Origin of the sequence: Novosphingobium taihuense, from assembly GCF_007830315.1 — a bacterium.
GTDB classification, from domain to species: Bacteria; Pseudomonadota; Alphaproteobacteria; order Sphingomonadales; family Sphingomonadaceae; genus Novosphingobium; species Novosphingobium taihuense.
Genome location: NZ_VLKJ01000001.1, coordinates 23,164 through 47,892, shown reverse-complemented (window position 1 = coordinate 47,892; position 24,729 = coordinate 23,164). Strand labels below are relative to the sequence as shown.

Here is a 24,729-nt window from a genome sequence, read left to right as displayed (position 1 = left end):
CGCTTTGACCAAATGTTTGCCGACCGTCGCGGACAGTATGACCCGTCCCGGCATCCGAAGCGAGATGATGCTCTTGCCGGATCAAAACGCCGATACGTGACGGCCTAGACCGAATTGGAGGAGAGGCTGCGCACTCACCGCTGCGGGGCATGTTTTACTGGTTACTGTCCTCGTTTCTGCTATGTTCCAAGGAGCAGCGAGATGAATGCGATCATGAGCAACTTTGACATCGATACTGGCAACCGATCTGCATCCCAGAATTGGGAGGGTCTGTCGGAGCTTGATCAGGCGCTCCGCGAGAATCGTCTGATGGAGTATCGTATCAAGAAGGCCTGGGCCGACCCTTGGGGGCGTAAGCTGACGATCATCGGCGGCTTCGTCATTGTTGCCGTTTTCGCATTCTTAGCGGGCGCGTCATTCGGACTGTGGTGACCGTTGCAGGTCACCACTCCTTCACATCATCGGCTGCTTCTGCACTGGCACCTTGGGCTCCCTTGGTGATCGCGTCTAGACGTCCCCTAGAGCCGGTAATCTTCTGGCGACCGGCCGCCTGAGCCTTTTGCACCTCTTCATGAAGATTGCCGGCACCCACGCGGGGCACTGAATCGGAACCCCCGCCGCCGGTCTGTGCCCGGCCGCGCACTGAGCCCGCGCTTGAGATAGCCGGTCGGGATACGGGCTGTCCGGGGACGAGTACGAGGCGATCGTCGATTCCGTCGCGAAGCTGCTCGGCATAACTTTCAATGAACTTTGCCTGCAATGCTTGGCCTTCCGGGCTGAGCTGGAACGTGACATCGTCGAACCGCGCATTGCCATAGAAATCGCGGTTGCTTTCGATCTCGGCGAGACCCCATTCGCGGTAGGCTTGGGACAAATTGAGGCTGCCTGCAGCGCTGTTTCCTTCGTAGAAAGAAGCCTGGCTCTCGAGACGATTGGCAAGCTCCTCGGCCCGACGAGCTTCGATTGTGAAGCTCTGGGCTTCTGTCAGAGATGCGTTCATGCCGCTCGCGGTGCTCGAGATCGACGAGCTTGATGAAGTGCTGACTGAGCGAACGAACCCATCGCGGGTGCTCGACCAATTGCGGCTGTCAGACATCTGGGACAGGCTCCCAAAGATGCGTGAGCGGTCTTCGGATGCGATACCGATGTCGCTGTCGGTCCATGTGCGTGTCCCACCGCCCTTCGCTCCTACGCTTCCCGAGAGCACGCCATTAGAAATCCCAGCTTTTGCCCCGGCCTCGCCACCCAGGAACCAAGCGGTAGAGATGTCATCTGCGGCCCTGCGCGACAGCCCGAATTGCCGCTGCAGACTGGTCGATGCCTGATCGACCTCGCTGAATGCGGTCTGTATGCTGTCGGAATTCGAGGTACCGGTCGCGCTCTCGAAGGATGCGCCCCGGCTGAACTGGTCCCTGAGCTCGCGGAACTTCGTGACCGCGCTGGTCGTCGATTCCGTTGCGAAATTGGTATAACTCTCGCTGTTGGCGCGGGCCTGCGATGCCATCGTCGAAAGGCGCGCCGTGAATTCCTGGCCCAGCGTCGGCGTGAAGGGATAGCTGGAGGTCGGGATCTGGTCGTAGCTGCCGTCCGGAAAGCTCGTGGTCATTGCCCCGGTGTCGCTGAAGGTCCGCGTCTGCGGCGCGCCGTACGTGAAGCTTGGCGCGATCGTGCCTTGTGCGAATTGGCGGGTGAGGACGCTCGAGTTTTCGAAGCTGGTGTTGCCGAGCGAGACGTTGCCGGTACTCGCCTCCCGGGCCGCTTCCTCGGCCGCGTTCTGGCTCGGATTGAGGTAGCTCGTGGCGTGGTGGGAAATCGCCATGGCGCCCTTGGCCACACCGCCTGCCAGGAACGGCACCGATGCGATGAGATAGCCGGCCAGCAGACCGATATCGCTGTTGACGTCGGCCATTCCGGTAAAGCTCGCCAGGCTGAGGCCGTTGCTGCCTGTGACCGCGCTCATGTCGGCCGCGCCCTTGTACATCAGCATCATGTGGAGGATCACGAACAGCGGCCCCCAGGCCGCGAGATAGAAGAAGCCCGTCACATAGCCCTTGAGTGCGACAGGTCCCGTCTTGGGGAGCAGGAAGAGCGGGAAGAGCACCGGAAACAGCGCATAGAACAGCACGGTCAGCACGACGTTCAGGAGTGGGGCCCACTTCATGGCGTTGCTCGCAATCGAGCCATAGGTCCGCTCGGTCTGAATGTCGGCGCGGGTCTGGGCGTAGACGTCGACATTGCCCGCGCCGCTGGTGCCGGACATCGAATGCATCGCCTGGCTCATCGCATTGATAGTCAGCGTCTGCTTGAAGATTTCGGTCGCGTTGGCCGAGACGCCGGTTAGGTACTGATAGGCCACTGGCAGGTCGGCAAAGAGCTTCGCCTTGGCGAGCGCGGTCGTCTGGTTGGGGTAAAGCTGACGGCCGAACACCGATCCCATCGCATCGACGAGGCCGGCCCACTGCGCATTGAGCGTGTCGTAGGCCTCGCGGCAGGTCACGATGTTCGAGCTCACCTGGCCTGAAGTGGCATCCCGGGTCAGGAAGCGCTGTGCGCGCGCCTGGCTTCCCGGCGCGATCGTCGCCCAGATGTCGCCGGTTTCTGCCAGCTCCTTCATCGAGTAGCGGCCGAGCAGGACGTCGTAGAACACGCATTGCCGGAAATGCTCGTCGAGATTGGCAGCAAACTCCGGATCGGAAATCCGCAAGGACCGGGTCGCATCGTAGAGCCGCGCGCCGTAGATCATCCCGTTTTTCGAATAGTTGAGATCTCCGGGCAGGCCGAACACCACTTCTGCCGAGCCCGTCAGATAGTCGCCGACCTGGCTGGTAAAGCTCGCCATCAAGGCCAGGCCCAGCGGCACGTTGCTGACATTGGCCGGGGCAAGGCTCGGATTGAGCCGGTCGGTCACATGGACCTCGAGCCGCGGCACCATTAGGCAGGAGTAGATGAGCGTTGCGCCGAGGAACCAGTTGATCCAGGCGCGCCAGTCCTGGTTGAACGCAAGGGTCAGGGCAGACAGGCCAAGCCCCATTACCATCACCACCTGGAGCAGGCTCTTGTAGCCCCCGTTGCCGGTCCAGGCGGCGACCGCCTGGAAGACGTTGACCAGATAGTCCCCGCCGCCGACCGTGAAAATCTCGACCATGTCTGTTGTCCCGCCTTGATGTGGTTGGCCCGGTCAGTGGGTAAGGGCGCGGCTCTGGACGCCGCGCGACCAGTCCAGCGATGCGGCCATTCCGGGCGACATCGAGGCGGCCAGCACGTTCTCGATGAACGCCGTCTTCTCGATGATCTGCAGCACCGCATTGACCTTGAGATGCGTGTTGGCCTGCCGGTCAGCGAGCGCCTGACGCACGACATTGACCTGATTCTGCCACATGGCGATCTTGGCTTCGTCGGCCCCGATGAAGCTCGACATCGAGCGGCCCGCCTCGCTCACTATCCGGTCGAGCACAGCAAACAGCAGGTCGACACTGGCGATCTCGGCCAGGGTCTCCCGGTCGTCGGTCGGCATGCCCCGGCCATAGGCCGCCTGGACGGTCAGGATCTTGTAGAGCGGGATAGACGCGACTTGCAGCAGTTCCTTTTGCTCTTCGCTGATCGCGGTGTCGTCGCGGATGGCCTGAACCATACCGCCGATGAGCGCAGCCACGCGCGGCCGCAGCGCTTTCGATGCCGGCAGGCTCAGCGACTTGAAGCCCGGGTTGAGGCACTTTTCCGGCTCGTCGCAGTCGAAAATGAGGACATTGCCATTCGCCGTGCCATCCAGCAGCGAAGTCACGAGGGTGGACGAGGCTTCGCCGACGATTGGCACGAACTTGCCCGGCTCATCGTCCTTTGGGGGCACGTATATTATCGTGCCGAGCAGCGTCATCGCATATTCGGCGAGCTCTTCGTCGAACCGGCCGCCTGGCGAGAAGAACGCCGACTTCTTGAGGATCGTCCAGGTGTAGTTGCGCGGCACCCCGGGATTGACGTCATCATATTTGCCTGAGCCTTGCGCGGTCGTGCTCGATCGCTGCCCCTTGGTGCCGCACCCATGCTTGGCCGCGGCATAGTCGGTGAAAATCCCTTCGGAGTTGCCGATCGCTTCGCAGATCGCCTTGTCGGCAAGGTCGCCCTTGGGCCAGATCCCGCCCACCAGACCCTGGGCCATCTCGCAGGAGTTGATGTTGAGGTTGTTCATGAGCTGAGCCTTCTGGCTGAACTCCTGCATGATCTTCGAGCATTCCGGGCAGACCGTGTCGATCGCTAGGCTGAAGGCAAAGCCGACAGCATTGTTCGCGACTGCCTTCAGCATCGCGACGATCTCGCTCGCGTTGATGAAGCTGAAGGACCCCGCAAAGATGTCGATGCCGCCGCAACCGGCGCGAGCGCGCGGCAACTGCAGATTGGCGATGTTGGTCGTCTTCTGCGGGAACCGCGTCCAGACATTGCCGAGGCTGTAATAGCCGGCCGACTGCCCCTGGAACGCGGTCGGTCCGTTGACGTTGGCAGCGCCCCCGACGTCGTTCAGAAACGAGTCCATCGAACTGCCGACGTCGGCCGATGCGCCAGACAGCGGGAGGGCGAAGGGGAGGGCGGCTGCCAGAAGCGCAGCGATGGCTCTTTTCATCCTAGTAGTCACGTCCAGCTTCCTTCGATGTGAGGAGGTAAATCCGGTCCTGAAGCTCGTCGGCGCTCATGACGCCGTAGCCGATCGGAATGGGGCGGCCGGTCTGCGCGTCCCAGAGCACGACCGCTGGCGTGATCTTGGGCTCGAGCCCCATGCGGCTGCGCTGGTTGGTCTCGACCGTGTAGTTCGGGAAATGCCGCGACGGGCCGCCATCGGTCGAAATCGCGCGCACGGCGATATGCCAGGTCGAGGCAACGCTCTGCACGATTGGCGACATGACTTCGCAAGCGCCGCAGCTCTGGGCGAAGAAGTAGAACAGCCCGTAGCGCTCGGAAAGCTGGGCCATCGCGGCGTTCCGTTCCGCGCTTCGCGAATCCTGCCACTGGCGCTTGCCAAGTGTCGAGACCGGGCGCTGCAGCGTGTAGTCGAGCTCGGGATCCTGCCAGATCGCCCGCTGCCAGACGTCGCTGAAGAGCGATGCCCGGTCGAGCTGCGCGCGCTGGAACCGGATATAGGCCGTCACATTTGCCGGCGTCGGCTCGAGGATCGCCTTGGCCTTCAGTTCGCGCAACGTCGCCGTGATCGCATCAAGTTGACTGGTCGCGCTGGCCGCAGGTGCTGGCGAGGGCGAATTCTGCTCCGGCGTCTTGGGCCGCTCGCAGTAGAACCAGTATCCGAGCCGCCGTTCCTCGCAATAGAAGCTATCTTGGCGCTCGGCCGATTGTGCGCTGGGCGGCGCATCGGTCCGGCTTGCGACCGACTGGGCGGTCGCCGGAGACAACTGGCAAACGGAATTGGCAATCGCGCAGGCGGCAAGCAGCCACCACGCGGCCTTACTGGCGGGCGCGGGCATAATAGTCCTCGATCTTCTGTTGGATGTCCTGGGTGGCCTGCAGCTCGTCAGGCAGGCGAGCAGCGTCGGTGAACTCGGCGTAGACCTCGCTGAAGTCCATTTTCGAGAGGTCGAGCCGGGCAAACTCGTCGATGGTGAAGCCCTGGCATTGCTCGGTCTTCGGCTTGCCCCAGGGCTTGTTCAGCTGCTGGCGGCCCTGCTCCTGAAGGATCCGCGAAAGCTTGGATTCAAAGCAGCAGTAGACCTTGCGCTTGGTCAGGCACACGCCAAGGAACGAGGACGAGCAATAGGTGCCGACGTAGGCGCACAGACCCTGCGCATCCTTCTGATGCAGCAGCATCTCCTCGCGGCTGCAGCCCAGCGCCACGAGCAGCTGGATGCCCGGGATAAGCGGGAAGCCCTTGCCCTTGCAGCAGTTGAGCACGCCGAAGACCTTGGACGAGCAGCTTTCTCGGGTCCCCTTGAACAGAGTGAGATTGTTCGGATCGAATTCGCGGCGCGCCTGGTTCATCGCGTTCAAGGCGACGGCCGCGTCCTTGAACTCGTCGTTAGCCTCGCGCTGAATGGTCTCGCACGAGCCATCGATGCAGTAGACATCACCGTCGCAGATGAACTGGCCGGTCGTTGCAGGCTGGTCTGGAACTGGGCAATCATAGACCCGCTCCCAGGTGCGGCAGGGCTCGCCCGCGAGGCAGTCTTCGCGCATCAGCTTGCAGCCTGGAGTGGCTTCAAGTGTCTGGCAGTCCTGTGCCTCGATGAACTGCGCACAGCTGTAACTGCGGCTCCACGCCCAGCACGGCTGCGTCACGGCGATGCCATCGATGATGCGGGTCACCGGATCGCTGTCCGTGCACGTCTCGGTGTCCTCCTGGCACGAGTTATCAGCCGCAAGACCAGCGCACAGGCTTTCATCGCGCGTGGTCGTGACGACGTTCTCGCCTGTCACCGTGTAGGGCGTCGCGCCATCGACCGGCGCCGTGCAACTGACGAGATCGACCCTCAGATCGCCCGAGTTACAGCCCCAGTAGATCCCGAAGTAAGGATCGCACAGGTTGATCGGATAGGACTGCGTGACCGTGCATTGCGGCGCGGGGTAGCGGTTGCAGTTGTAGACCGAAGCCGGGTCCACACCGCTGCCGCCTACGCAATAGTAGCCGTAGACCTGCCGCTGCTCGACACGCGCGGTCAACGTCACTGGGCAGGTCCGCGTTTCCTGTGTCGCCGTATAGCCGACATTGCAGGTCGCTATGTAGCGCGCCGCGGTTCCGCTGGCGGGCGGCAAGGGCACGCACCGCCCTTGTGCGCCGCCAATGGCCATTCCGCTCGTATAGGCGAGCGGGTCATCGCTGATCATATTGCTGCGCGCGATCGTTGCGTCGAGATCCTGCGGCGCAAACCGGGCGCGCCGGTCCATCGAATCCCGCATGGCCTTGTAGCCAGTGTTGGTCGTCGCATGGCTCGCCGCTTCGCGGCTCATCCGGTCAGGATCGTCGAAGTAACCCGACTGGCTCGGCGTGCCGCCGAAATTGGGAATGCGGCTTGCATCCGGGTTCGTCGTTGCCGCGCTTTGCGCCGCGGCTGCCTTGTCCCGCCCGAAAGCCTTGCCGTCGGCCTTGGCAGCATCGGTTGTGGTTTGGGCGTGGAGCGGGCCGACGAGGGCGAGAAGAAGCGCGCCCACGCCAGAGAGAGAGAGGACCGATCGTTTCATGGGACCTGCCTTTCAAGACGGGCGAGGTGCTGGGCGGCGAGCAAAGCGCCGGGGCCGCCGCCGCGCGCGAAGGTCTCGAGCGCGTAAGCTGCGCTGACATTGCCGCTCATCCGGTCGTGCGGCGGAACTTGCGTCCGGCAGTCGAACCCGTCGCATAGATCGAAGTCGCTGCTGGTGACGACGTAGGTGGGAACCGCCTCGATTCCGAAGGCGCGGAACAGCCGCGGGTCGATGCCGACGCCGTCCAGCTGCTCGCCGGGCTTGGCAACTTTGGCCAATGCCGTGGTGAGAGCCTTGACGCTGTTGCCGGGCAGCCCGCGCAAGGCAACAACACCGCCAGCCTTGGTCACGTCGTCGATCATCGCACGCAGCGCTGCAGGCGGCATCGATAGCGAAGCAAAGGCGATGAACCTCGGCGCCTCGCCCATGCCTTCGCTGGTCATGGCGCCTGCATCGGCCACCATTCGGTCAAAATCGAATGTGCTGGCCTCACCAGGCTTCGTGTTTGCGGCGGCCTCACGCATGTAGCGGCGAGCGTGCGCCTCGGCCTCGTCGGAGCTGGTCCTCGCCTCCCGCGCGAGGGCTTCGGCTCTGGCGCGGGCATTGGCGGACAGCGCGTCGGCATCGGGGGCACCAGCACTGGCCCGCGCCCGGATAGCGGCCAGATCGAGGTCCGGTTCGGCCGTCTGCGCCGAGGCGCCAGCCAAAGCAGCAAGGCTGGAAAGCGACGCGACTACAAGAAGATGAGGAAGTTTGTTCATAGCGCACAGCAATTCCGCTTGCGCCAGACCAGATAGCCCATGTCCTCGCCAATCGCGGGATAGACCTGGCCTGCCGACATGAAGGTGGTGGAGGCACCAATGGGCGCGCAGGCGTAGCGGCCCTTGGTCTGCGGATTGGGATTGGTGGCCTGGAAGCGGTACTGCTGCTTGCGCATCACCGGCATCAGGTACTTGCCGCAAAGCCCTTTGCTGCCCATCGTCCCCCAGGCGACGAGCTCGCGGTGGAGCTTGTAGGAGAAGCGGGCGAGTGCGAGCCGTGAGGCCTGGACATGGCCAATCGTTGCCGAGACATTGCCGTTGAGCGGATACATCGTGCCCTGGCAGCCCGCGCACCAGAACAGCTCATCGGTCGGCAGCTTGGCTGTTGCCGCCACGCAGTCCGCTGCACAGGCGGCAAGCGCCAAGGGATTGGCGAAGAGGACCGCCTCGGGATTGATGATCGCGGTGAGCTCGCTGTCCTGCCACAGCGGATCAATCTCGGTGATGTAGAGGATGTCGATCGAGCCGGACTCGAGGCACAGGAAATCGGCGACGATCTCCATCCAGTATATCAGCGGATAGGCATACCAGTGGACATGCCACTGCGAGTTGTACTGCGTGGCGCCGCCAACCGCCGATGGCCCCGCCATCGACTTGAAGCCGATGTCGAACCCCGGATCGAGCTTCATCCCGCCGAGATTGACAAAGCACCATGGCTTCATGCTGACGTCGGCAAGCCGGACCGGCTCCCAGAACCCCATGGCGATGCCGGGCCGCAAACCGCAGAGGCAAACAGGGAGAGCCGGGTTGCTCGGATCGGGACGGCTTGACGGCCAGATCTTCAGGCCACCGATCGAGATCGGAAACAGGCACGACCAGCAGATGTCCGTGATCGGATTGACGAACTTGCCAGTGCAGCGCCCGGGGCCGGCCGCAGCCTGGGCAGGAGCACTGGACACGACGCTCAGGCTGGTGAGCAGAAGTGCTCCGCAAAGCCATGACAGAAGGCGTTTTTTCTTGCTCATGACGGCGCACGCTCCTTGAGAGGCACGGGCTGTTCGGTGATGATGAGCGCGCGGCCCTGCTGCTCGACGGTTGCGGGCACCGCGCGAATGCCAAAGTGTTTCACCAGCGTGCCGCCCTGATCGAAGTAGAAGCGCCGCTGACGGGCCTTCATGAGGTCGAGCGGCGCACCGGCTACGAGGATAAGCTTCGCCTTGGTGCTGGCATAGCGACGGGTGGCCCAGGCGAGTTGTGCCGGGTCGTCCCCATCGAGAAAGACGAGAGGTGCGCGCAGCGGCACGGTATCGAGCGGATTGACCCGCGTGCCTGCAGCAATGATGACCCGGCCCTTGTCGTCGGCAATATCGCGCGGGGCGGTGATCGTCGGATCGAAGCGCCAGCTGCGCAGCGCCGAGGCGAGGGTAACGCCAGCAACAGGCTCTGGCCGGTTGACCCGGGCGATCGTACGCTGCTTCAGCTCTTCGTTGAGACGGGCCGTTTCGCCGGTCTTCTCAAGCCGGGTGAGCCTGGCATGGATCTGCTGAAGCAGGTCCGGTTCGATGACCGGCCATACCGCGCCGTGCTGGCCGTAATCGCGAGCCATTGCCTGTGGTGCGATGGCCAGCGCCAGCGCAGTGGTGCAAACCGGCAGAGTGAGGAGCCTCACAGGATTGGCCTCCCGACCCCGAGTATGCGCGGTCCACAGATCCAACCGATCGCGGCATAGCGGCTGTCAAAGCCATCCTTGTGTTCGCTGGTGACGAAGTAGCAGCCTTTCGGCACGCGCCCCGTAGGTCCAAGCGCCAGCGGTTCGCCGAGGCGGCTCTCAAGCTTGGCCTTGGCCACGGCCTCACCGTTGACGAAGTAGATGCGGTTTTGCTCGGTGATGATGTCGCCCGGAACACCGCTCACCCGCTTGCCGAACGGCTTGGGCTTCGCCCCGAAATGCTTGACCAACAAAGGCGAGGTGGGCGGGTCGAACAGGATAATGTCCCCGCGATGCACGGGTGCCCCCCGCGTGACCCAGATGGCCCAGTAGGGCAGGCTGGGGCTCACATTGATCATAAGCGCATGGCCCTGCGCGAAGGCGGCAAGCGAGGAGAGCGCCAGTGCCCCGGCGCCGAGCCCGCCCCAAAGCACGAGCCGGCGCGCCGAAGCTGAGCGGATCAAGAGATCAGCGGGCAGCATCGGGAAGGGCTCCCATGCGGCGCATGACGTCGGCACGCACAGACCCGGTCAGGTCCGGCGTGCTCCCGGCGACCACTGCTTCGGCAACCAGAACTGTCCGGCCTTCGCGTCCGAGCGTCTGTACCGAGGCCTCCACGGCCTTGAGGTAGGCCTGGACGCGCAGTCTGGTTTCTTCAGGCGGCCGACCGGCACGCGCTTCGGCTTCGATGAAGTCGCCCATGATCCGGCTCAGCTGGACCGTGACGACCTCGCGTTTTTCCAGGGTGAGCAGCTTGTCCGTCGCCCAGACACCCCACAGAACCTGACCGACCATGCCAGCGCCGACCACGACAGCGGTGAGATTGATCGCTGAAAGCCGCCCCCGCAGGCTTGATGTTGCCAGAATGTTCTTCACAGCTTTTCTCCCGAAAGTTCGCGGTCGAGATCGCGGATGAAGCGCGGCATGCGCCACACGACGACGAGCGTCGCGAGACCGATCAGAACGAGCTTGCACTGGCCGAGGAATGTCACGCGCCGTGCGAGGTCGGCCGCCAGGAAGCGGTCACCGAGATTGGCAACATGGGCGAAGAAGGCATCGGGACTGCCGCCTGACAACAGCAGGAAGAACAGCAGCGGCAGGCCCAGCGCCATCAGATAGGATGAGCCGAGAAACAGGCAGCCGCGAAGCAGGATGTAGCAGCCATCGGCCATGCGCGAGCGCAAGGTCTGCACCTGCGGGCTGACGGGCTGTTCGTCTTCGGACGGGTCGGTCCGGTCGAACGGGGTGACGAGGTGGAGAGGCATGGAGATAGGGATCCTTTGGTGATGGGGTGTCAGCGGTTGGGATGAGCGATGCGCTCGATGGCATCGGCGAGCTGGTGCCCGCGCGCGATCTCGGCATCGATGGCGGCGAAGGTTTGGGGCGAACTCGAGAAGAGCGTTGCCGAATAGTCATCGAGCACGAGCCGCCCGATCGCCTCGGTCTCCGGCCCCTTGATGAACACCTCGGAATAGTCGCTCCCGGAGCGCTTGAGACTGCGGATCAGCGTCTCGGTGCGATCGTCCATATCGAGGCGCTTGCTCGCCTTGAAATCGGCGATCGTCTCCGGCTTCTGCTGGAGGATCAGCATCCAGTCGCTGTTCTCGAGCGCCGCCGTTGCCCCGTCGGACTTGTAGTAGTCGTTGAGCGACTGGGTAGCGGTCGCCAGCGCGCCGCCATACTTGCGGCAGGTGCGGGCGTAGGTTTCGACGAATTCACCCATCGAACCGCCCTTGAGCATCGACCAGGCTTCATCGATCAGCAGAAGCTTGCGCAGCGACCTTGGGCTTCGCGTCATGGCTTGGCTGGTCATGAACATGATGGCTGAGAGGACGACGCTGCGCAGATCCTCCCGGCTCGCAAGGTCGGACATCTCGAAGACCGTGAAGTCCGCATCGAGGTCGAGGCTTGCCTGGCCTTCGAAGAAGGCGCCGTAAGTTCCGCCCGCCATGTAGGGGGCAAGCGCGGTTGCGATATCAGCGGCAGTGTCATGGCCGAGACTGGCCAGCATCTCGCCTACAGTCGTAACTGTGGCAGCCGCGCCGTGCTGCGCCCAGACGAGGTTGACCGCCCGGTCGATCAATCCGCGCTCGGTATCTGTCAGCTTCGCGCTGTGGCGAGCCATTTGCCCGACGATGGCCTTGATCATCCCGAAGCAGTCGAGGCGGTAGTCCTCGTCTTCGGCGGCGCGGGTCGCATCGATCATCGAGAACGGGTTGAGGCAGAAGCCCGCTGCAATCGTGAACTCGACAAAGCGGCCGCCCTGCAGCTTGACCGAGTGCTCGAAGCTGCGGCCATCGTCGATCACGACAACCTGTGCGCCGGCACCGCGCAGCGCGGCGCACATCTCCTGGAGCAGCACCGACTTGCCCGATCCCGACTTGCCGCAGATCGCGACATTGTGGTTGCCGGCCTCGTTCTCGAACGGGGACCAGAAGAAGGGCTGGCCGCGCCGCCCGACGAACAGCAGGTGGGGGTGGGCGCTGCCGAGATACTCGCCCTGCATGGGCGCGATATTGGCGGCGGTCGTCGACAACACAGTCTTGAACCGCTTCAGCCGCTCCATGTCGGTGCCGAGCCCGTCAGCCAGGGTGAGCGGCATCGCGGCGAGCAATCCCTGGATCTGGAGGTAGCGCTCGTCGGTAAGGTCCCAGCCCGCCGCCTTGTAGATCGATTTGATCGCGCGTTCGTGGCGATCTCCTTGGCCCAGCGGTGAATAGGTCGTGACACCGTAGAAGACCCGTACGAGACGGCGGCCTTCCTGGAGCTCGGCCTGAACATGCTGCCACTCGGCGGCCTGTTCGCCGATCCGAGGCAGGAACCGCGCGCTGCGGGTCCCGGCGAGGCTGGTCGTCCGCATGAACTTGAATCCGGCCTTCGCCGATGCAGCCTCCTGGTCCGGATAGACGAGACACAGCATGGTGGCGGCGGGGCAGGGGAAGCGCAGCTTGTCGGTGAACAGGTCGCCGATCAGCCGCGCGCATTCCCACGGGGCCCAGCGCGATGGCATGTTGCGTACGGCAAAATGCCGGACATCGAAGGCATCGGGATAGACGGTCCCGATCTCGGGCACGCCGTCATTGACCTTGCCAGTGGGACGGAAACGCTCGGTGACGAGCCGCATGCGGTCTTCAGCCACCACCAGTTCGATGTCGTGGCGGATCGCCTGGGATGCGATTGGATCATTCGGGTTGTAGGGCACCGCATCGTCCTGCGGAGCGGTGGTGGGCGAAGTCAGATCATCGATGACAGCGATGAGCTCTTCCGGCCCGACTTCGACCACGCCGAGATTGAGCGACTTGAGCATCGCCACCAGGCCATCGCGGGTCTGCTTGAGATCCTCATTGCTGACCGACTTGGAGGTCGGCACCCCGACTGAGACGATCACCTGGTGATGCCGCGCATGGAAGGGCGCGTCCGGCGAGCCGGACTCCCATACGAGCGAATAGAGCCGCCGCGCCCGGTGCCGGGCAATTGCCTCGTACACGCCGCCCTGGATGTATCGTGGGCCGAACCACGGGGCGATGATCCTGCTGATGCGCGGGCTTGCAAGGTGGAGTACCTGAAGGCAGGCGCCTGCTGGCAGTCCTTCCGAGAAGAACTGTCCCAGGATTTCCCCGGTACGCTCGTCGGCTCCGATCAGCGGCGTAACCGAAAGGACAAAGCCCTTCGAGCGTGCGTTGAAGTACAGGCGGGTTGCCGGATCGTAGACCCGGTAGGGGAGCCAGTCGGAGAGCATGTCGACCATGAGCTGCGGGCGGGCTTTGTCGGCGTGCTCGGCATCACCCAGCAATCCGCTGAGCAGCCGATCGACGACGGTCTTGAGTTGTTCGGCCATCACTTGGGCTCCTTGGGCTGCGAGGTGCTGACGATCGGCTGTTCGCCGGTTCTGACTGCCGGGCGGATTGCAGCTTTCGCGGCTTCAATCGCCGCTGCGCTGGGGAACAGCGGAGCGCTCTGCCCCGCCTCAGGCCGAGGGGCTCGATCACGCGGGGGAGGCGACGTGTCGAACCCCTCGACCGCCGGTGCCTTGGCACCGGCAACGGCCTCGCGCGCCGTGGAGGGGAGGACCAGCGGCGAGGCATCTGAAGTTTCGTTGAAGGGACTGGGGGCATCGGCGCCCGAGATGCCGCCAGCCTGACCCGCGTCGTCGCGTGCAGACGAGAAGGGCGACGCCTCATCAGGTACGTTCGGGTCTCCCTCCGCGCCGTCCGGTGCAGGGGCTCTCTGAGCGGCTTTCAGCTGCCGACGGACCTGGCGCATCAGGGATCCGCCCTGGTCCTCACCCGCCTTGCGGCGCAGCTCGGTGGCCCAGCGCGGATTTTCGACGACGGTCCAGGCGACCGCTTCATCGTGCAGCGTTCCAGCTTCATCGACATGAGCGGGGAAGACGACGCGCAAGGTGCGTTCCGCCGTGCGGCTGGTGTCGGCATCCACGACGCCTGACCTCTGCCGCCCGTCAGCATGGAGCAGCGTGCCATTCGACAGATTTTCCGTCGCCTTGGCATCGATGACGTGAGCCGGAGCGCAGTCGCCTTTCGGCGCGCGGCATGTGAAATCGCCCTCGACGTTGGTACCGAACGTGGCGCAGCCACTGGCAAGACCGGCCAGACAGGCGCAGGCAAGGAGACGTGTCGGAAAACGCATGGGTCTATCCTTTGGGAGCAGGGGTGGTGGCAGCGCGCAGGAATTCCCGGAGCACGGCGGCAGGCCGGAAGCCCTCGAGAACAGCGCCATCGGCGGGGCGCACGATCACAGGCGTGCCGCTAAAGCCGTGGGCTCGCGCGAAGGCCTCGTTGGCATCGAGCCCGCTCGTGTCGCAGGGTTTGGGATTGGCGAGCGCCAGACCCGAATAGGCCATATGCAGCGCCAGCTCAGGCCGCGGCGAGCACAGAACCCGTTCGGCATCGCGCCGGCTTTCCGCCCCGAAGATCGAGATCGGCCGCTCTTCGACCCGCGCTCCGATCGCCTTCAATTCGGCCTCGAGCTTCTTGCAATACCCGCAGTGGAAGTCCGAAAAGACGACGACACGCGGACCGTTGGCAGGACCCCAGGTGATCGCGCCTTTGGCGGGAAGATTGCCGAGCGGGACATGGCGCGGCGGGGTGTTCCGGGCTGACGCTGCGGCTGCGCTCGGGCCGCCTTCCGATTGCGTCTCGGGATTGCTGCGCCGCGCTGCCCCTGCTGCCAGCAGGTCCGGATTGAGGGCAAGCAACCGGGCAGCCGTCAGATCTTGACGGGCTTCCATGTCGTAGACCCGGCCGATCACCAGATACTTTGCGGCCCGGTCGACGTAGAAGAGCGTCGATTTGGACGCGACCTCGCACAGGCCGCCAAGGCCCTTGCAGTTGATCGCGTCGATCGGCGTCTTGGGCAGGCGCAGCTTGAGCGCATCTCGAACCTTCGCCGTGTCCGGAGCGGCAGCAGGAGCAGCAAGGCTTGCCACACCCCATCCCGTCGCAGCCGACAAGGCGATGATGGCCACCAGTCCGGCCGCCGTGCGCAACCAGCGGCGCCGACCAATGCCCTGCTCGAGGAGAGTATTTTCGATCATTGGGAATTCCTCACGTAGACGCCGTCGAGGAACACGATTTCGACATCGATGCCGGTCGGCATCTCGACGACGGGTTGGTACTGTTCGGCGCGCTCGATCAGGTATTTGCTGACCGTGTCGGCAGCGTCGGCGGCGCCCTGGCCAAGCCCGCCACCGAGAATGTCGCCGGCCGAGAGCTTGGAGCGACTGCCGTCGGGGTTGGTCGTGACGCCGGAGAAGACGCTGTTGGCGTTGGCCGAGAAGCCGCGCCCGAAGCCGCCGACGATCCCGGCCAGCAGGGCCTGGCTGATGAGGCTGCCTTCGCGGCTGACGACGCGGCCGCGGACCCCGGACTTGCCAGCGAAGCTGATGAAGCCTTTGACCTCGCTCACTGCGACCCTGCCGCCAGGCTGATCGCAGGTCATCCGGGCGAGCTTTACATAGACCTTCTCACTGCTGAGATCCCCGCGTGCCGCGCCGTTGACAACGCAGCCCTGGATCCGGGTGGTCAGAACTTTTCCGTTCTGCATGACCGAACGAGCAGGGCCGGTAATCCGAAGCACCACAGGCAGCGGATCGGTCTGGCTGGCGACGCCTGCCGAGGCATCAACGCCGACGATTACGCGTGCCGGCGCGTAGGAGTTGGGCGGCAGATATTCGGGCGAATCCTCGATGACGACCGGTGGCGCATCGGGCCGGCCTACTCTCAGACCACTGGTCCCTACCTTGTCGGAGCTGAAGCTCATCAGCTTCACCTCGCCAGGCAAAGGGATCATGCCGCCCTGCGGATCGCCGGCTGCGGTGCCGGTACTGGTTTGAGGTGACCGAGCCCTTGCGTCATAGCCGCCTGCCTGCGGCCCATAAGCCGGTGGTGGTACAGCCGGTGCAGGTGATGCAGGCTGCGCGGCAAGCCGGGTCTTGAGCTCGGCGTTCTCTGCCGAGATAGCATCGATCGCAGCCTGTCCATCGACACGCATGGCCTGGTTCTCGGCTTTGAGAGCCGCCAGCTGCGCTTCGATCTCGCTTCGCGGGATGCTGCCGTCTTTCAGCGCCTTCTGTTCGCGCGTGACTGCATCCAGCCGGTTGCCATAAGTCGCGACGAACTCGCGCTGGGACAGGTCGCGGTTGACCAGGCCTGCCGTGTCGATCGTCTGCGCCGCATTGGGATCGCCGGTCTTGGCCTTGTCGTCGCCGCCAAGGATGAACCAGCTTCCGCCGATGAGGGCGAGTGCTCCCAGCGACCCCAGCAGCAGCTTCTGACGGCGCGCGGTGCGGGCGTTGAGCCCGGAAAGTTCGGACGATGCCGCGCTCTCGGCCTGCAAAGGGGCAGTGCTTGGCGTATGGGTTGCATCAGTCATTGCCGGTCTCCCCGCTTGCGCCGACAACAAAGGCCGTGGTGCTGGCCCCGGGCTCAAGCTTCGGATCGGCGATCGAGACGGCGAGCGTGTCGCGCGGTGCGAGATCGCGTTCGGCGAGCGTCACGGGTTTCGTTCCGCGATTGTGGATGCGGACGACCTTCCCAGTGAGGCTGGCGCCGCGATAATCAGCGATGAGCTGGACTTCGAGATCGCCGACCCGTGCGGGTATGGCAGTCGATTGGCGGACCTCGAAACCGTCGACCGTCCGGTCATTGGCCATCGCCTGGATGAGCCTGACGGCGCTGGTCTCGATCGGGGTCTGGCTTTCCCAATCCGCCGCCCGGTTCTTCGCGATGACGGGGTTGGTGATGAAGACCTGGGTCGCCGGAATTTGCTCAACCCGACACGCGACCTTGTAAACGAAGCCCTTCTTGGTGGTGGTGAAGAAGCTGATCGACCGCGCCGCGTAAGTTTCCGGCACCGACACATAGATGTCGCCGCGCACCGGCTCGTTGGTCACTGCAAAGTCGTTGTAGGGCGTGCCGGTCGAGATCTTCGAGACGCTGGCGAACTGGTCGTCGACCAATGCGAAGCGGGTCAGCTCGCGCGCTGAAACGCTGCACTCGATTCCGGCGCCGTCAGCCGTTTGCTTGAACTGGTCGGCGGCATGAGCGGGGGATGCTGCGGTGAGCAGAGCGGCCGCGCTCAGAAATAGACCCCGTGTATGGGTCCCTTTTCGGTAAGCCATCACTGGGCCTCCTTCGATTTGTCCTGCGGGGGGAGCTGGGCAAACCCGGCGAGCGCCAGGCGCAGGCCGCGGTAAGTCCAGCTGAAGCGGAAACGGCGCTCGTCACTGGCAATCACCTGCGCGCCGACGAAGGTCTTAAGCGTGCCGGTCACATCCGATGTCAGACCCTTGGGATCGACCGTCATCGACCGGATCACGAATGCCTGGGTGACATCCGAGCCCCGCTGCTCTTCAACGATCCGGACGAGCTCGGCCTTGAGGCGGCCATAGCTTGCGGGATCTGCCAGCTTCAGGATTTCGTTCATCCAGTAATCGAGGCCTTCCGGACTGCGATTGAGAAGAACAAGGGCCGCATCGCGGGTGACGAGCTCGAGATAATCGGCCTCGACCCCGGCACTGCTCACGGTGAGCGCTTTGGGAACAGTCGGAACCAGCACCACTTCGCGGTCGCGGGTGGCGGCAAGGCTCCCGGCGACGACCAGTGCAAGGCCAAGGCCGGCGCTGGTGAGCGCAAAGAGGTTCCGCTGGCGCAGCAGCGATTGCTGCCGTTCGTGGGATATGTCGGAATACATGGAAGTGCCCCTCAACCGGCGAGTAGTCGGCAGTGGGAAGGCGGCGTTGCCTTTAGGCCCAGAAATCCTGCAGGCAGATACCAGTATGCGGCGTGGGCTACCCAGGAGCTGGCGCGTCCTGCTTTTGCCTTTCGCAATGCGAACCAGGCGCCGAAGGCGACTATGATGCCGATAAAGATATGCTGGGTGAGGATCCCCCAGGTGAAGGGGGCCAGCATTCCCGCGAACTCGTCGATGGTCCAGAAGCCGATAAGCTCCGGGTCATCGAGCCGCCGAGGAATGATGTAAGGGTCTGCCATGGCGACGCCGCCTTCCCTTGCCGCGCTCAGATGACCGCAGTCACGACCGAGGTGACGATCGGAACACCCGTGCCGACACCGATGCCGACACCCACCGGAACGGCGACCTGGCCGAGCGAAAAACGCCCGGATGCCAGACCGATCAGGCCACCAGCGAGGCTGAGAACCGTGATGATCTTGCCGCCCGACCCTTCCAGAAAGTCGGTGAACTTCGTGAGGGCAGGGGTGAAGGTCGTGTCAGCGCCGGCATAGGCGGCGCTCGCTGCAAGCGCCGCGATTGCGACCGGGATGGCAATGTTGAGGGTCTTGCCGAGACCCTTGACGCTGGCGCGCCGGGGGAGGGTGAGAGACTGCATGTGAAGCTCCGGTTGGAGGGGTGGTCACAGCGTTCTTGCGTTCGCTGTGTGTTCCACATGCATCTAGGAAATGTTCGTAGGAAAGTGTTCAGCGGCAATGCCGTCGGGAGGTGGAAGGATGTGGACGCATCTTTTCCGGCTCAACGCATAAAATCGACGATAAGGGCGTAAAGTCAGTCTTTCTGTGTCGGTGAAAGCCGTCACGGCAGCCGGGATTTGGCGACGACTCGGATAGAGGAAGTGATTCGCCTCTAAACGAGATGTTCCATATATGTTCTTTTCATTTTCCTACATGGGATGCTTCGCGATATGCCTGCGACTCGAACCAGTGCAGATGCAAGGAGACAACCATGCAGCATCCAACCACCGTTGCCAGACCGGCCAATGAAAGTCTGGCTCGCGTCCTCGCCCATGCGATCGATGTCGGCGGCAAACCCCGCCATAGGATTGCCAGTGAATGTGGGATGCACCGCGAGACCCTGCTTCGCGTAGCGCGTGGCGAGCGGCCTATCGGGCTCGACGAAGCGGCACTTGTGCTCGCCGCCTGTGGAGCGCACCCCCGCGCGACCATGATCCTTGCTCTTGCTGGGCAAGAAGAGCTCGCTTGCGAGTGGATGCATGGCGAGATGGGCGAATTTCTCGAAGAGTTCTTCACCAGCCTCCCAGTCCACCTTCAGCGGACCCTGGGACGGCGGATTGAGGATCTGCGGCCTCGGTGGGCCAACGGCACCTCACAGCTCGTGGCACGAATGCTTGCCAAGCACATCGATGATTTCGTGGGCCGAGACATCACGATGTCAATGCCACGGTAGCCTGAGAGTTCGGAGGGGACCGAACCCAAGCAAATGAGATCAACAATGCCACATGCAATGCCAGATGAAATGCACACGCCGCAACCGCCCGAAGCAGCGCCGCCAGCGAGGCTTTTGCGCCTGCCGGAAGTGATCGCCCGCGTCGGACTGCGCCGCTCCGCCATCTATCAGCGTATGAGCGAGGGGCGGTTCCCGAGATCGCGATCGCTGGGGCCGAAATGCGCAGTTTGGGTTGAAGCCGAAATCGACGAGTGGATCCGCGAAGTATCGCGAATTTCAAACTGATCTCACAAGGGTCTTCCACATGAAGACCTTCGCCGATTGGCATATTTTGCCAGCCTGAGAAGAACTGACAGATTTGGGCCAGATCATGACATGTGGCGTTGTTAAACGACCAACAGCTATTGCTGGAACCGCCATCACCTCACATGGTCTAACCGTTGGGCAATCATGCCTACGTCGATCGCAATGCGCTGTCAGATGGGCATTGCTTGAGAGCCATTGGTACCAAACAAAGGACGGGGGGTTACGTTTGCGGTCGTCGCGGGAGCACGGTCTGCCTCCGGCAACGAACGATCGCACTATCCACACTGGTGCAAGAATTGGTAGGCTAGCGGCTCTGCGATGCAATAACATCGCCGCTAGGGCTTGGGGGGAATCGCGTTTGTCGCTTGCTGCGTCTATTTCGATCAAAGATACGCTGGTGCTTCTCGATGGCCAGTATTCCGGCGTCGCAACCGGTATTGTTCAAGGTTCTTACGCGCTTTGGCTTGGCTCGGGCATCTCTAGAGACCGAGTTATTGGCCTCGATGGCGTGCTCGCGAAACTGATTGAATTCTTGCGAGGCAAAGTCACAGCGAATGCAGATTGTGGTTACCGCGTCGCTCTTAACAAGATCATCGACATGGCCGCCCCTGATGCGACCGAACGTGCACAGATCGACTTTAACGTCCCCAGCGACCAGTGGGCTTGCATTAAAGCCATTCTCGGCCGGCTTTGGGGCCAATATTCTGCAGTCCTGTCGGTCGAGCTTCCCGACGAACCCTTGGACTACCTCCTGTGGGATGGCCTGGATTTCACCGCGACTTTTGCGGCGCAACAAGCCGATGCCGAACATTTAGCAGTAGGCATGCTGGCGCTTGAGGGGACCGTCACCGACCTGGCGACCGCAAATTGGGATGGGCTGCTTGAAGCCGCAATGAAGGAACTCGGATACGACGAGACCTTCTATAGGATCACAGTGACCGGCGAGGATCTTCGCAATCCCGCTGCGGCGGCAAAACTCTACAAATTTCACGGCTGCGCTTTGAGGGCGATTGCCGAAGAGGGTACATATCGTCCTCTCCTTATCGCGCGTTCAGCCCAAATTACCGGGTGGAACGCCGATAATCGGTTCACAATCGTTCGCGATCAACTCCATGCGCTTGTTCAAGCTAAGCGCACCCTAATGATCGGGATGTCCGCGCAAGACGAGAACATCAAGCACCTTTTCGCCAAGGTAAATCAGCAAAACGGGTGGAAGTGGACGGACCCGCCTACACCAATCGTTTTTTCCGCCGACAAGATCGGTGACGACCAACGCGATCTGCTCATCGTCGTTTATGGCCAGCAGGAGTACGAAGCGCATCGGGATGATATCTGCAACGAAGCACGTCTGCAGGCATATGCCAAGCCGCTGCTACTGGCACTCGTCCTGTACGTCCTCGCTGCCAAGCTTGAGGTGCTCGCCAACGACGTCCATGCTCCAAATCTCGATGCAGCCGCCCGGACAGCGATTTCAACGGGGATCAAGGTATTGCGCGACCGTGTCGCCGACGCCGGCAATGGTGATCGCCTTGGCCTTGCGCGAGCAATTGCGGCGGTTTTGGCCCGGGCGCGGCATCAATTGCAGGACGGTACGAGCGCCGCCGGGGTCCAACGCTATTTTCCATTGGACGACCAACCTGCACATCTCATGCAAGGCAAGCCCGCGCTCAAGAGTTCCGGCCAACGGGAGGCGGCCGTCGCGCTCGGGCTGGTTGGCCTCGAAGAGGCTGCCGCCTGGACGAGTTCGGTGGACGATCCCGAAGACCCGCGATCGGGGGCACTCCGCCTAACATCATCCGGCGCGAGCGCTCGCGTGTTCCTCGCCGCCAACGACGATAACATCACCAATCTCTTGGACTGCGGAGCATTTGATGAAGGAGATAGCGACGCGGTCGTCATATGCTCTGGACGCGTGGCTGAGCGGCAGCAACGAAGCCCAAGCGGAGATCGAAGAGATGGCTCGCTTGGCCCGCGTTACATCGCCCTTGGCCCAATGCTGTCGGAGGCAGCAGATCTCGATGACCTCCGCGATCGCTTTCGCGGGGAGGTCGGGCTGTGAGCACGAGTGATCGCGTCGTCGACATCCTCACCCAAGAAGGCGGCTACAAGCCGCTGCCGAAGCCGTTCAAAGTGGGCTCGCAATCGTTCGATTTCACCCACGCTCTTGTCGCTGGCGAGCGAGCCAATGACCTCGTGATCGTCATCGAGTTGCGAGGAGATACGGCCGACGAGGCTGTAATTCGCAAAGTCTTTGCGCTCACTCGCGCGCTCGACGTCCAGCGCTCGAAAAGGCCGGTCACGGCCGTGCTGACATCGGGGCAACCGCGCTCGGAGACGGTTCAATCGATCAGCCGGGTTTGCCGTGTCCTCCCCGTCGGCGCGCCGGCAGGGCCTGATGCGGTCGAGGCCGTGCGCGACTGGCTATCCGTCCTTCTGCCGCTGACACAGCCTCCGGCTGTTGACACCATGCTCGATTGGGAAGGCGATCTGCGCGCAGTCACTCCAGATACTGAAAAGGGTCCGTTGATAGATGCCCTCGTGGCGGCGGCAACTCGCGGGAAAGCAGCTGTCGAAGCGGTGCTGGCGAATGATATCACCGCCAGCGTCAAGGCGGTCCTCGATGACGAAGGAGATGGGCAATGACCGGTCCGCGGCTGAAGAGCCTGATCATCGAGAATTTCCGGAGTCTGCGCGGCAAGGTCGTGATCCCGCTCGATGCTCAGGTTGTGCTCGTCCACGGCACGAACGGCATGGGCAAGACCAGCGTACTGTCCGCGTTGGAGTTGGGCCTCACCGGGAAAATTGCCCATCTGGCGGCGGATGGAGAAGGCTACAAATCGTATTTGACTACGTTGGATTCCGGTGGGGGTTCGATTTCGCTCGCAACCTCAGCACCGCATTGCGAGGGCGGACGGACGGAAGGCACCCTGAAGTTTAACGACGAAACATTTACGCCAGCGCCATTGCTCGATGCGCGTGATGGTCGCTTTTTCGCGGAGCGTTGCTATCTGCCCCAGGCGACCCTGGGCCGCCTGCTCGAAATCTATGACGACCAGAAGACCGATAGCACGTCGCCTTTGACGCAGTTCGTGAAGGAACTTCTCGGGCTCGATCCGTTAGACGCCTTGGTTGATGGCCTGGACCCAGCTTTCAATGTGACGCGCATTCGCCGGATCGCGCCTGATTATCGTCGTGCGGAGATGCTGAAGACATCGCTGCAGGAGCAGGTCGGCAAGTCTGATCGCTCCATCGCTGCGGCAACAGCGGAGGCCGAGGCTCGTCGTGCCAGAGTAAACGAGATTCTGGGTAACATTGGAGGCAACGCGCCACTGATCGTTACGGACGAGACCGATCTGAGCGCGATGCGTGCTGATATTAGATCAGCGCAGGACGAAGATCGCGGCCTTAGCGATCTCAGCCGGCAGCGTTCGGAACTGCGGGGATTGCTTGAGCGGTGGCAGTCACTGCCCTCGGATGATGCCAGCCGAGACATTGCTGGAAAAGAGCGCACCGACCAAGCCGCGTCAAATTCGTTCATGCTTTGGCGATCCGACGAGCGAACGGGGAATGCGCTAGATCGAGCTATCGATTCTGTGCGGTCAGCCTTTTCAGACGTACCGTCGCTGGACGATGGTCCGGAAAAGGCCCGAAGCGAAGCTTTGCGCCGCGCCGCAGGCGAAGAAAAGCGCTTGGAGTCGCTCCTTGCCACTCACGCAGCGGCCACCGAAAACATCGAGAAGCTAAACGCCGTCGTGCAGCGCTCCTCGAGCCGCATCGAGGAATTGAACAAAGACCTGGCCAGTTCTGCGGAAGATGCGAGATCGCTCGCCTCTGCGCTGGCCGGCGTCGTCCCGCATATTCACGGCGAGACATGCCCGGTTTGCGATCGTGATTTCGCCCAACAGGACGTCGGACCGCTATCGTCACATATCGCGGCCAAGATCGCGTCTCTCACCAGCGAGGCCGGTCGCTTGCAGGCGCTTGCGGCCGCGCGAGCGGAGGAGAGCGCGCGCTTATCCAAAGCGCAGCGCGATCTTCTGGGAGCGGGCAATGGCCAACTCAGCCCTGAGGATGTTGCAACTTATACCGTCCGCAAGGCGCAGATGGCAGATTTGGCCCAGCAACTGCGGAATCTTGAAGTAGTTGCTCAGGAAGGCGTCCGCCTGCTTGCCGCATCTGCTAACGCGCGCCAAACTTTGGTGCTCGCGAGGCGCCGTGACGAATTGTCGGTATCGATGCTCCCCGAGATCGAGACCGCGGTCCAGGCCGCCTTGGGTCAATCGCCGAGCGCGTATCCGGAGATAGAGGCCGCACTCAATGAAGCCGTTCGGGCCACCGAAGCGAAGATAGCCGCAGCCGAGCGAGTGGGTTCACTCCGCATCGAAGCGCTTGCCGAACTGGATAGCCGCATTCGCGACTTGGAGAAGCTGCGGACGTTGCAATCCGAGCGAGACCGCGATCAGAAGCGACTGACTGATGTCGAAAAGGCGCTCAAGAACGTCGAGACCAGCAGAGGGCACGCGAAGAAAGTATCTGAAGCCGCGGATACGGTCCGCTCGGAAATCGTGAAAAAGGTTTTCAGCACGTCGCTGAATAAGGTCTGGCGCGATTTGTTTGTTCGGCTGGCCCCGTCCGAGCAGTTTGTGCCGGCCTTTCGGCTGCCGACGGGTTCGGGCGGTAAGGTCGAAGCCATCCTGGAAACGTTGCATCGATCAGGCAAGGCGTCCGGATCCCCCGGAGCGATGCTCAGTCAGGGAAATCTGAATACCGCTGCGCTGACGCTCTTCTTGGCCCTTCACCTATCAGTGCCGGTGCGGATGCCTTGGCTTGTGCTCGACGATCCTGTTCAGTCCATGGATGATGTCCACACGGCACAGTTTGCGGCGTTGCTGCGAACTTTGGCCAAAGGCATGGATCGGCAGATCATTATCGCAGTGCACGAACGCGCTCTGTTCGATTACCTCACCTTGGAACTGAGCCCGGCCTTCCCCGGAGACAGCCTGATTGCTGTCGAGATAACGCGAAACTTCGACGGGCACGCCGTCGCAATGCCTCGTGCCTTTTCGTTCGAAGAGGATCGTGCGATTGCGGCCTAGCCGG

Annotated in this window: 24 protein-coding genes; 6 read left to right on the top strand and 18 right to left on the bottom strand. The window is 62.8% G+C overall.

The genetic code is table 11. The features are described from left to right. The first annotated feature begins 201 nt into the window (after positions 1–201). Entirely contained in the window at positions 202–432 is a 231-nt protein-coding gene (locus IQ25_RS00255) for a hypothetical protein (RefSeq protein WP_011445818.1), read from the top strand. 10 nt (positions 433–442) lie between these two features. Here IQ25_RS00255 and IQ25_RS00250 read toward each other — a convergent pair whose 3' ends face one another. The 18 genes from IQ25_RS00250 to IQ25_RS00165 are packed head-to-tail and all read right to left on the bottom strand — an operon-like array spanning position 443 to position 18,511. Next, positions 443–3,145, bottom strand: coding sequence for a conjugal transfer protein TraG N-terminal domain-containing protein (locus tag IQ25_RS00250; protein ID WP_144901132.1), 2,703 nt, complete (start codon positions 3,143–3,145; stop codon positions 443–445). A 33-nt stretch (positions 3,146–3,178) separates the two neighbouring features. After that, a complete protein-coding gene (locus tag IQ25_RS00245; RefSeq protein ID WP_144903005.1) occupies positions 3,179–4,615 on the bottom strand; it encodes a conjugal transfer protein TraH in 1,437 nt (478 codons plus the stop codon). A gap of 1 nt (position 4,616) precedes the next feature. Next, positions 4,617–5,468 carry a conjugal transfer protein TraF gene (locus IQ25_RS00240; protein ID WP_144901130.1) on the bottom strand — a complete coding sequence of 284 codons (852 nt, stop codon included), beginning with the start codon at positions 5,466–5,468 and terminating at the stop codon, positions 4,617–4,619. Continuing rightward, on the bottom strand, positions 5,449–7,176 hold the full coding sequence (locus IQ25_RS00235; RefSeq protein WP_144901128.1) for a conjugal transfer protein TraN: 1,728 nt from the start codon (positions 7,174–7,176) through the stop codon (positions 5,449–5,451). The genes IQ25_RS00240 and IQ25_RS00235 overlap by 20 nt, the downstream gene beginning before the upstream one ends. Next, positions 7,173–7,937, bottom strand: coding sequence for a type-F conjugative transfer system pilin assembly protein TrbC (trbC, locus tag IQ25_RS00230; RefSeq protein ID WP_144901126.1), 765 nt, complete (start codon positions 7,935–7,937; stop codon positions 7,173–7,175). The genes IQ25_RS00235 and trbC overlap by 4 nt, the downstream gene beginning before the upstream one ends. Next, positions 7,934–8,962, bottom strand: coding sequence for a conjugal transfer pilus assembly protein TraU (gene traU, locus IQ25_RS00225; RefSeq protein ID WP_144901124.1), 1,029 nt, complete (start codon positions 8,960–8,962; stop codon positions 7,934–7,936). The genes trbC and traU overlap by 4 nt, the downstream gene beginning before the upstream one ends. Next, a complete protein-coding gene (gene traW, locus IQ25_RS00220; protein ID WP_011445814.1) occupies positions 8,959–9,606 on the bottom strand; it encodes a type-F conjugative transfer system protein TraW in 648 nt (215 codons plus the stop codon). The genes traU and traW overlap by 4 nt, the downstream gene beginning before the upstream one ends. After that, positions 9,603–10,127, bottom strand: coding sequence for a S26 family signal peptidase (locus tag IQ25_RS00215; RefSeq protein ID WP_011445813.1), 525 nt, complete (start codon positions 10,125–10,127; stop codon positions 9,603–9,605). Before IQ25_RS00215 ends, traW begins: the two co-directional genes overlap by 4 nt. Beyond that, positions 10,114–10,521, bottom strand: a complete 408-nt coding sequence (locus tag IQ25_RS00210; RefSeq protein WP_144901122.1) for a type-F conjugative transfer system protein TrbI — start codon at positions 10,519–10,521, stop codon at positions 10,114–10,116. The genes IQ25_RS00215 and IQ25_RS00210 overlap by 14 nt, the downstream gene beginning before the upstream one ends. Beyond that, complete coding sequence (locus tag IQ25_RS00205) at positions 10,518–10,910, bottom strand: hypothetical protein (RefSeq protein ID WP_011445811.1); 393 nt, start codon at positions 10,908–10,910, stop codon at positions 10,518–10,520. Before IQ25_RS00205 ends, IQ25_RS00210 begins: the two co-directional genes overlap by 4 nt. A 29-nt stretch (positions 10,911–10,939) precedes the next feature. Continuing rightward, positions 10,940–13,483 (bottom strand): type IV secretion system protein TraC, encoded by a 2,544-nt coding sequence (gene traC / locus IQ25_RS00200; RefSeq protein WP_144901120.1) that lies wholly within the window; start codon positions 13,481–13,483, stop codon positions 10,940–10,942. After that, complete coding sequence (locus IQ25_RS00195; RefSeq protein WP_144901118.1) at positions 13,483–14,292, bottom strand: conjugal transfer protein TraV; 810 nt, start codon at positions 14,290–14,292, stop codon at positions 13,483–13,485. Before IQ25_RS00195 ends, traC begins: the two co-directional genes overlap by 1 nt. A 4-nt stretch (positions 14,293–14,296) precedes the next feature. After that, entirely contained in the window at positions 14,297–15,199 is a 903-nt protein-coding gene (locus tag IQ25_RS00190; protein ID WP_144901116.1) for a DsbC family protein, read from the bottom strand. Then, the gene (locus IQ25_RS00185) at positions 15,196–16,536 is read right to left on the bottom strand and encodes a TrbI/VirB10 family protein (RefSeq protein WP_144901114.1); all 1,341 of its coding nucleotides are present in this window, start codon (positions 16,534–16,536) and stop codon (positions 15,196–15,198) included. The genes IQ25_RS00190 and IQ25_RS00185 overlap by 4 nt, the downstream gene beginning before the upstream one ends. Next, complete coding sequence (locus IQ25_RS00180; protein ID WP_144901112.1) at positions 16,529–17,284, bottom strand: type-F conjugative transfer system secretin TraK; 756 nt, start codon at positions 17,282–17,284, stop codon at positions 16,529–16,531. Before IQ25_RS00180 ends, IQ25_RS00185 begins: the two co-directional genes overlap by 8 nt. After that, positions 17,284–17,856: a type IV conjugative transfer system protein TraE gene (locus tag IQ25_RS00175; RefSeq protein WP_144901110.1), complete on the bottom strand. Its 573-nt coding sequence runs from the start codon at positions 17,854–17,856 to the stop codon at positions 17,284–17,286. Before IQ25_RS00175 ends, IQ25_RS00180 begins: the two co-directional genes overlap by 1 nt. A gap of 11 nt (positions 17,857–17,867) precedes the next feature. Beyond that, a complete protein-coding gene (gene traL, locus IQ25_RS00170; RefSeq protein WP_020819170.1) occupies positions 17,868–18,155 on the bottom strand; it encodes a type IV conjugative transfer system protein TraL in 288 nt (95 codons plus the stop codon). A 26-nt stretch (positions 18,156–18,181) separates the two neighbouring features. Next, entirely contained in the window at positions 18,182–18,511 is a 330-nt protein-coding gene (locus IQ25_RS00165) for a hypothetical protein (RefSeq protein ID WP_011445803.1), read from the bottom strand. A gap of 350 nt (positions 18,512–18,861) precedes the next feature. Between IQ25_RS00165 and IQ25_RS00160 the strand changes: the two genes are divergently transcribed. The 5 genes from IQ25_RS00160 to IQ25_RS00140 all read left to right on the top strand — a co-directional run bounded on the left by IQ25_RS00160 (position 18,862) and on the right by IQ25_RS00140 (position 24,725). Next, positions 18,862–19,323: a transcriptional regulator gene (locus tag IQ25_RS00160; protein ID WP_144901106.1), complete on the top strand. Its 462-nt coding sequence runs from the start codon at positions 18,862–18,864 to the stop codon at positions 19,321–19,323. Between the two features lie 45 nt (positions 19,324–19,368). Next, positions 19,369–19,608: an AlpA family phage regulatory protein gene (locus IQ25_RS00155; protein ID WP_407070574.1), complete on the top strand. Its 240-nt coding sequence runs from the start codon at positions 19,369–19,371 to the stop codon at positions 19,606–19,608. A 379-nt stretch (positions 19,609–19,987) separates the two neighbouring features. Continuing rightward, positions 19,988–21,688, top strand: a complete 1,701-nt coding sequence (locus tag IQ25_RS00150; RefSeq protein WP_144901104.1) for an SIR2 family protein — start codon at positions 19,988–19,990, stop codon at positions 21,686–21,688. Beyond that, the gene (locus IQ25_RS00145) at positions 21,685–22,272 is read left to right on the top strand and encodes a hypothetical protein (protein WP_144901102.1); all 588 of its coding nucleotides are present in this window, start codon (positions 21,685–21,687) and stop codon (positions 22,270–22,272) included. The genes IQ25_RS00150 and IQ25_RS00145 overlap by 4 nt, the downstream gene beginning before the upstream one ends. Then, on the top strand, positions 22,269–24,725 hold the full coding sequence (locus IQ25_RS00140; protein WP_144901100.1) for an AAA family ATPase: 2,457 nt from the start codon (positions 22,269–22,271) through the stop codon (positions 24,723–24,725). Before IQ25_RS00145 ends, IQ25_RS00140 begins: the two co-directional genes overlap by 4 nt. Positions 24,726–24,729: the final 4 nt, after the last annotated feature.

Coding starts and splice junctions, on each gene's coding strand:
- IQ25_RS00140 (WP_144901100.1), top strand. CDS start 22,269: ATGACCGGTCCGCGGCTGAAGAGCCTGATCATCGAGAATTTCCGGAGT.
- traL (WP_020819170.1), bottom strand. CDS start 18,155: ATGGCAGACCCTTACATCATTCCTCGGCGGCTCGATGACCCGGAGCTT.
- trbC (WP_144901126.1), bottom strand. CDS start 7,937: ATGAACAAACTTCCTCATCTTCTTGTAGTCGCGTCGCTTTCCAGCCTT.
- IQ25_RS00165 (WP_011445803.1), bottom strand. CDS start 18,511: ATGCAGTCTCTCACCCTCCCCCGGCGCGCCAGCGTCAAGGGTCTCGGC.
- IQ25_RS00195 (WP_144901118.1), bottom strand. CDS start 14,292: ATGCGTTTTCCGACACGTCTCCTTGCCTGCGCCTGTCTGGCCGGTCTT.
- IQ25_RS00245 (WP_144903005.1), bottom strand. CDS start 4,615: ATGAAAAGAGCCATCGCTGCGCTTCTGGCAGCCGCCCTCCCCTTCGCC.
- IQ25_RS00190 (WP_144901116.1), bottom strand. CDS start 15,199: ATGATCGAAAATACTCTCCTCGAGCAGGGCATTGGTCGGCGCCGCTGG.
- IQ25_RS00215 (WP_011445813.1), bottom strand. CDS start 10,127: ATGCTGCCCGCTGATCTCTTGATCCGCTCAGCTTCGGCGCGCCGGCTC.
- IQ25_RS00240 (WP_144901130.1), bottom strand. CDS start 5,468: ATGCCCGCGCCCGCCAGTAAGGCCGCGTGGTGGCTGCTTGCCGCCTGC.
- IQ25_RS00185 (WP_144901114.1), bottom strand. CDS start 16,536: ATGACTGATGCAACCCATACGCCAAGCACTGCCCCTTTGCAGGCCGAG.
- IQ25_RS00235 (WP_144901128.1), bottom strand. CDS start 7,176: ATGAAACGATCGGTCCTCTCTCTCTCTGGCGTGGGCGCGCTTCTTCTC.
- traC (WP_144901120.1), bottom strand. CDS start 13,483: ATGGCCGAACAACTCAAGACCGTCGTCGATCGGCTGCTCAGCGGATTG.
- IQ25_RS00250 (WP_144901132.1), bottom strand. CDS start 3,145: ATGGTCGAGATTTTCACGGTCGGCGGCGGGGACTATCTGGTCAACGTC.
- IQ25_RS00180 (WP_144901112.1), bottom strand. CDS start 17,284: ATGGCTTACCGAAAAGGGACCCATACACGGGGTCTATTTCTGAGCGCG.
- IQ25_RS00160 (WP_144901106.1), top strand. CDS start 18,862: ATGCAGCATCCAACCACCGTTGCCAGACCGGCCAATGAAAGTCTGGCT.
- traU (WP_144901124.1), bottom strand. CDS start 8,962: ATGAGCAAGAAAAAACGCCTTCTGTCATGGCTTTGCGGAGCACTTCTG.
- IQ25_RS00205 (WP_011445811.1), bottom strand. CDS start 10,910: ATGCCTCTCCACCTCGTCACCCCGTTCGACCGGACCGACCCGTCCGAA.
- IQ25_RS00255 (WP_011445818.1), top strand. CDS start 202: ATGAATGCGATCATGAGCAACTTTGACATCGATACTGGCAACCGATCT.
- IQ25_RS00175 (WP_144901110.1), bottom strand. CDS start 17,856: ATGTATTCCGACATATCCCACGAACGGCAGCAATCGCTGCTGCGCCAG.
- IQ25_RS00155 (WP_407070574.1), top strand. CDS start 19,369: ATGCCACATGCAATGCCAGATGAAATGCACACGCCGCAACCGCCCGAA.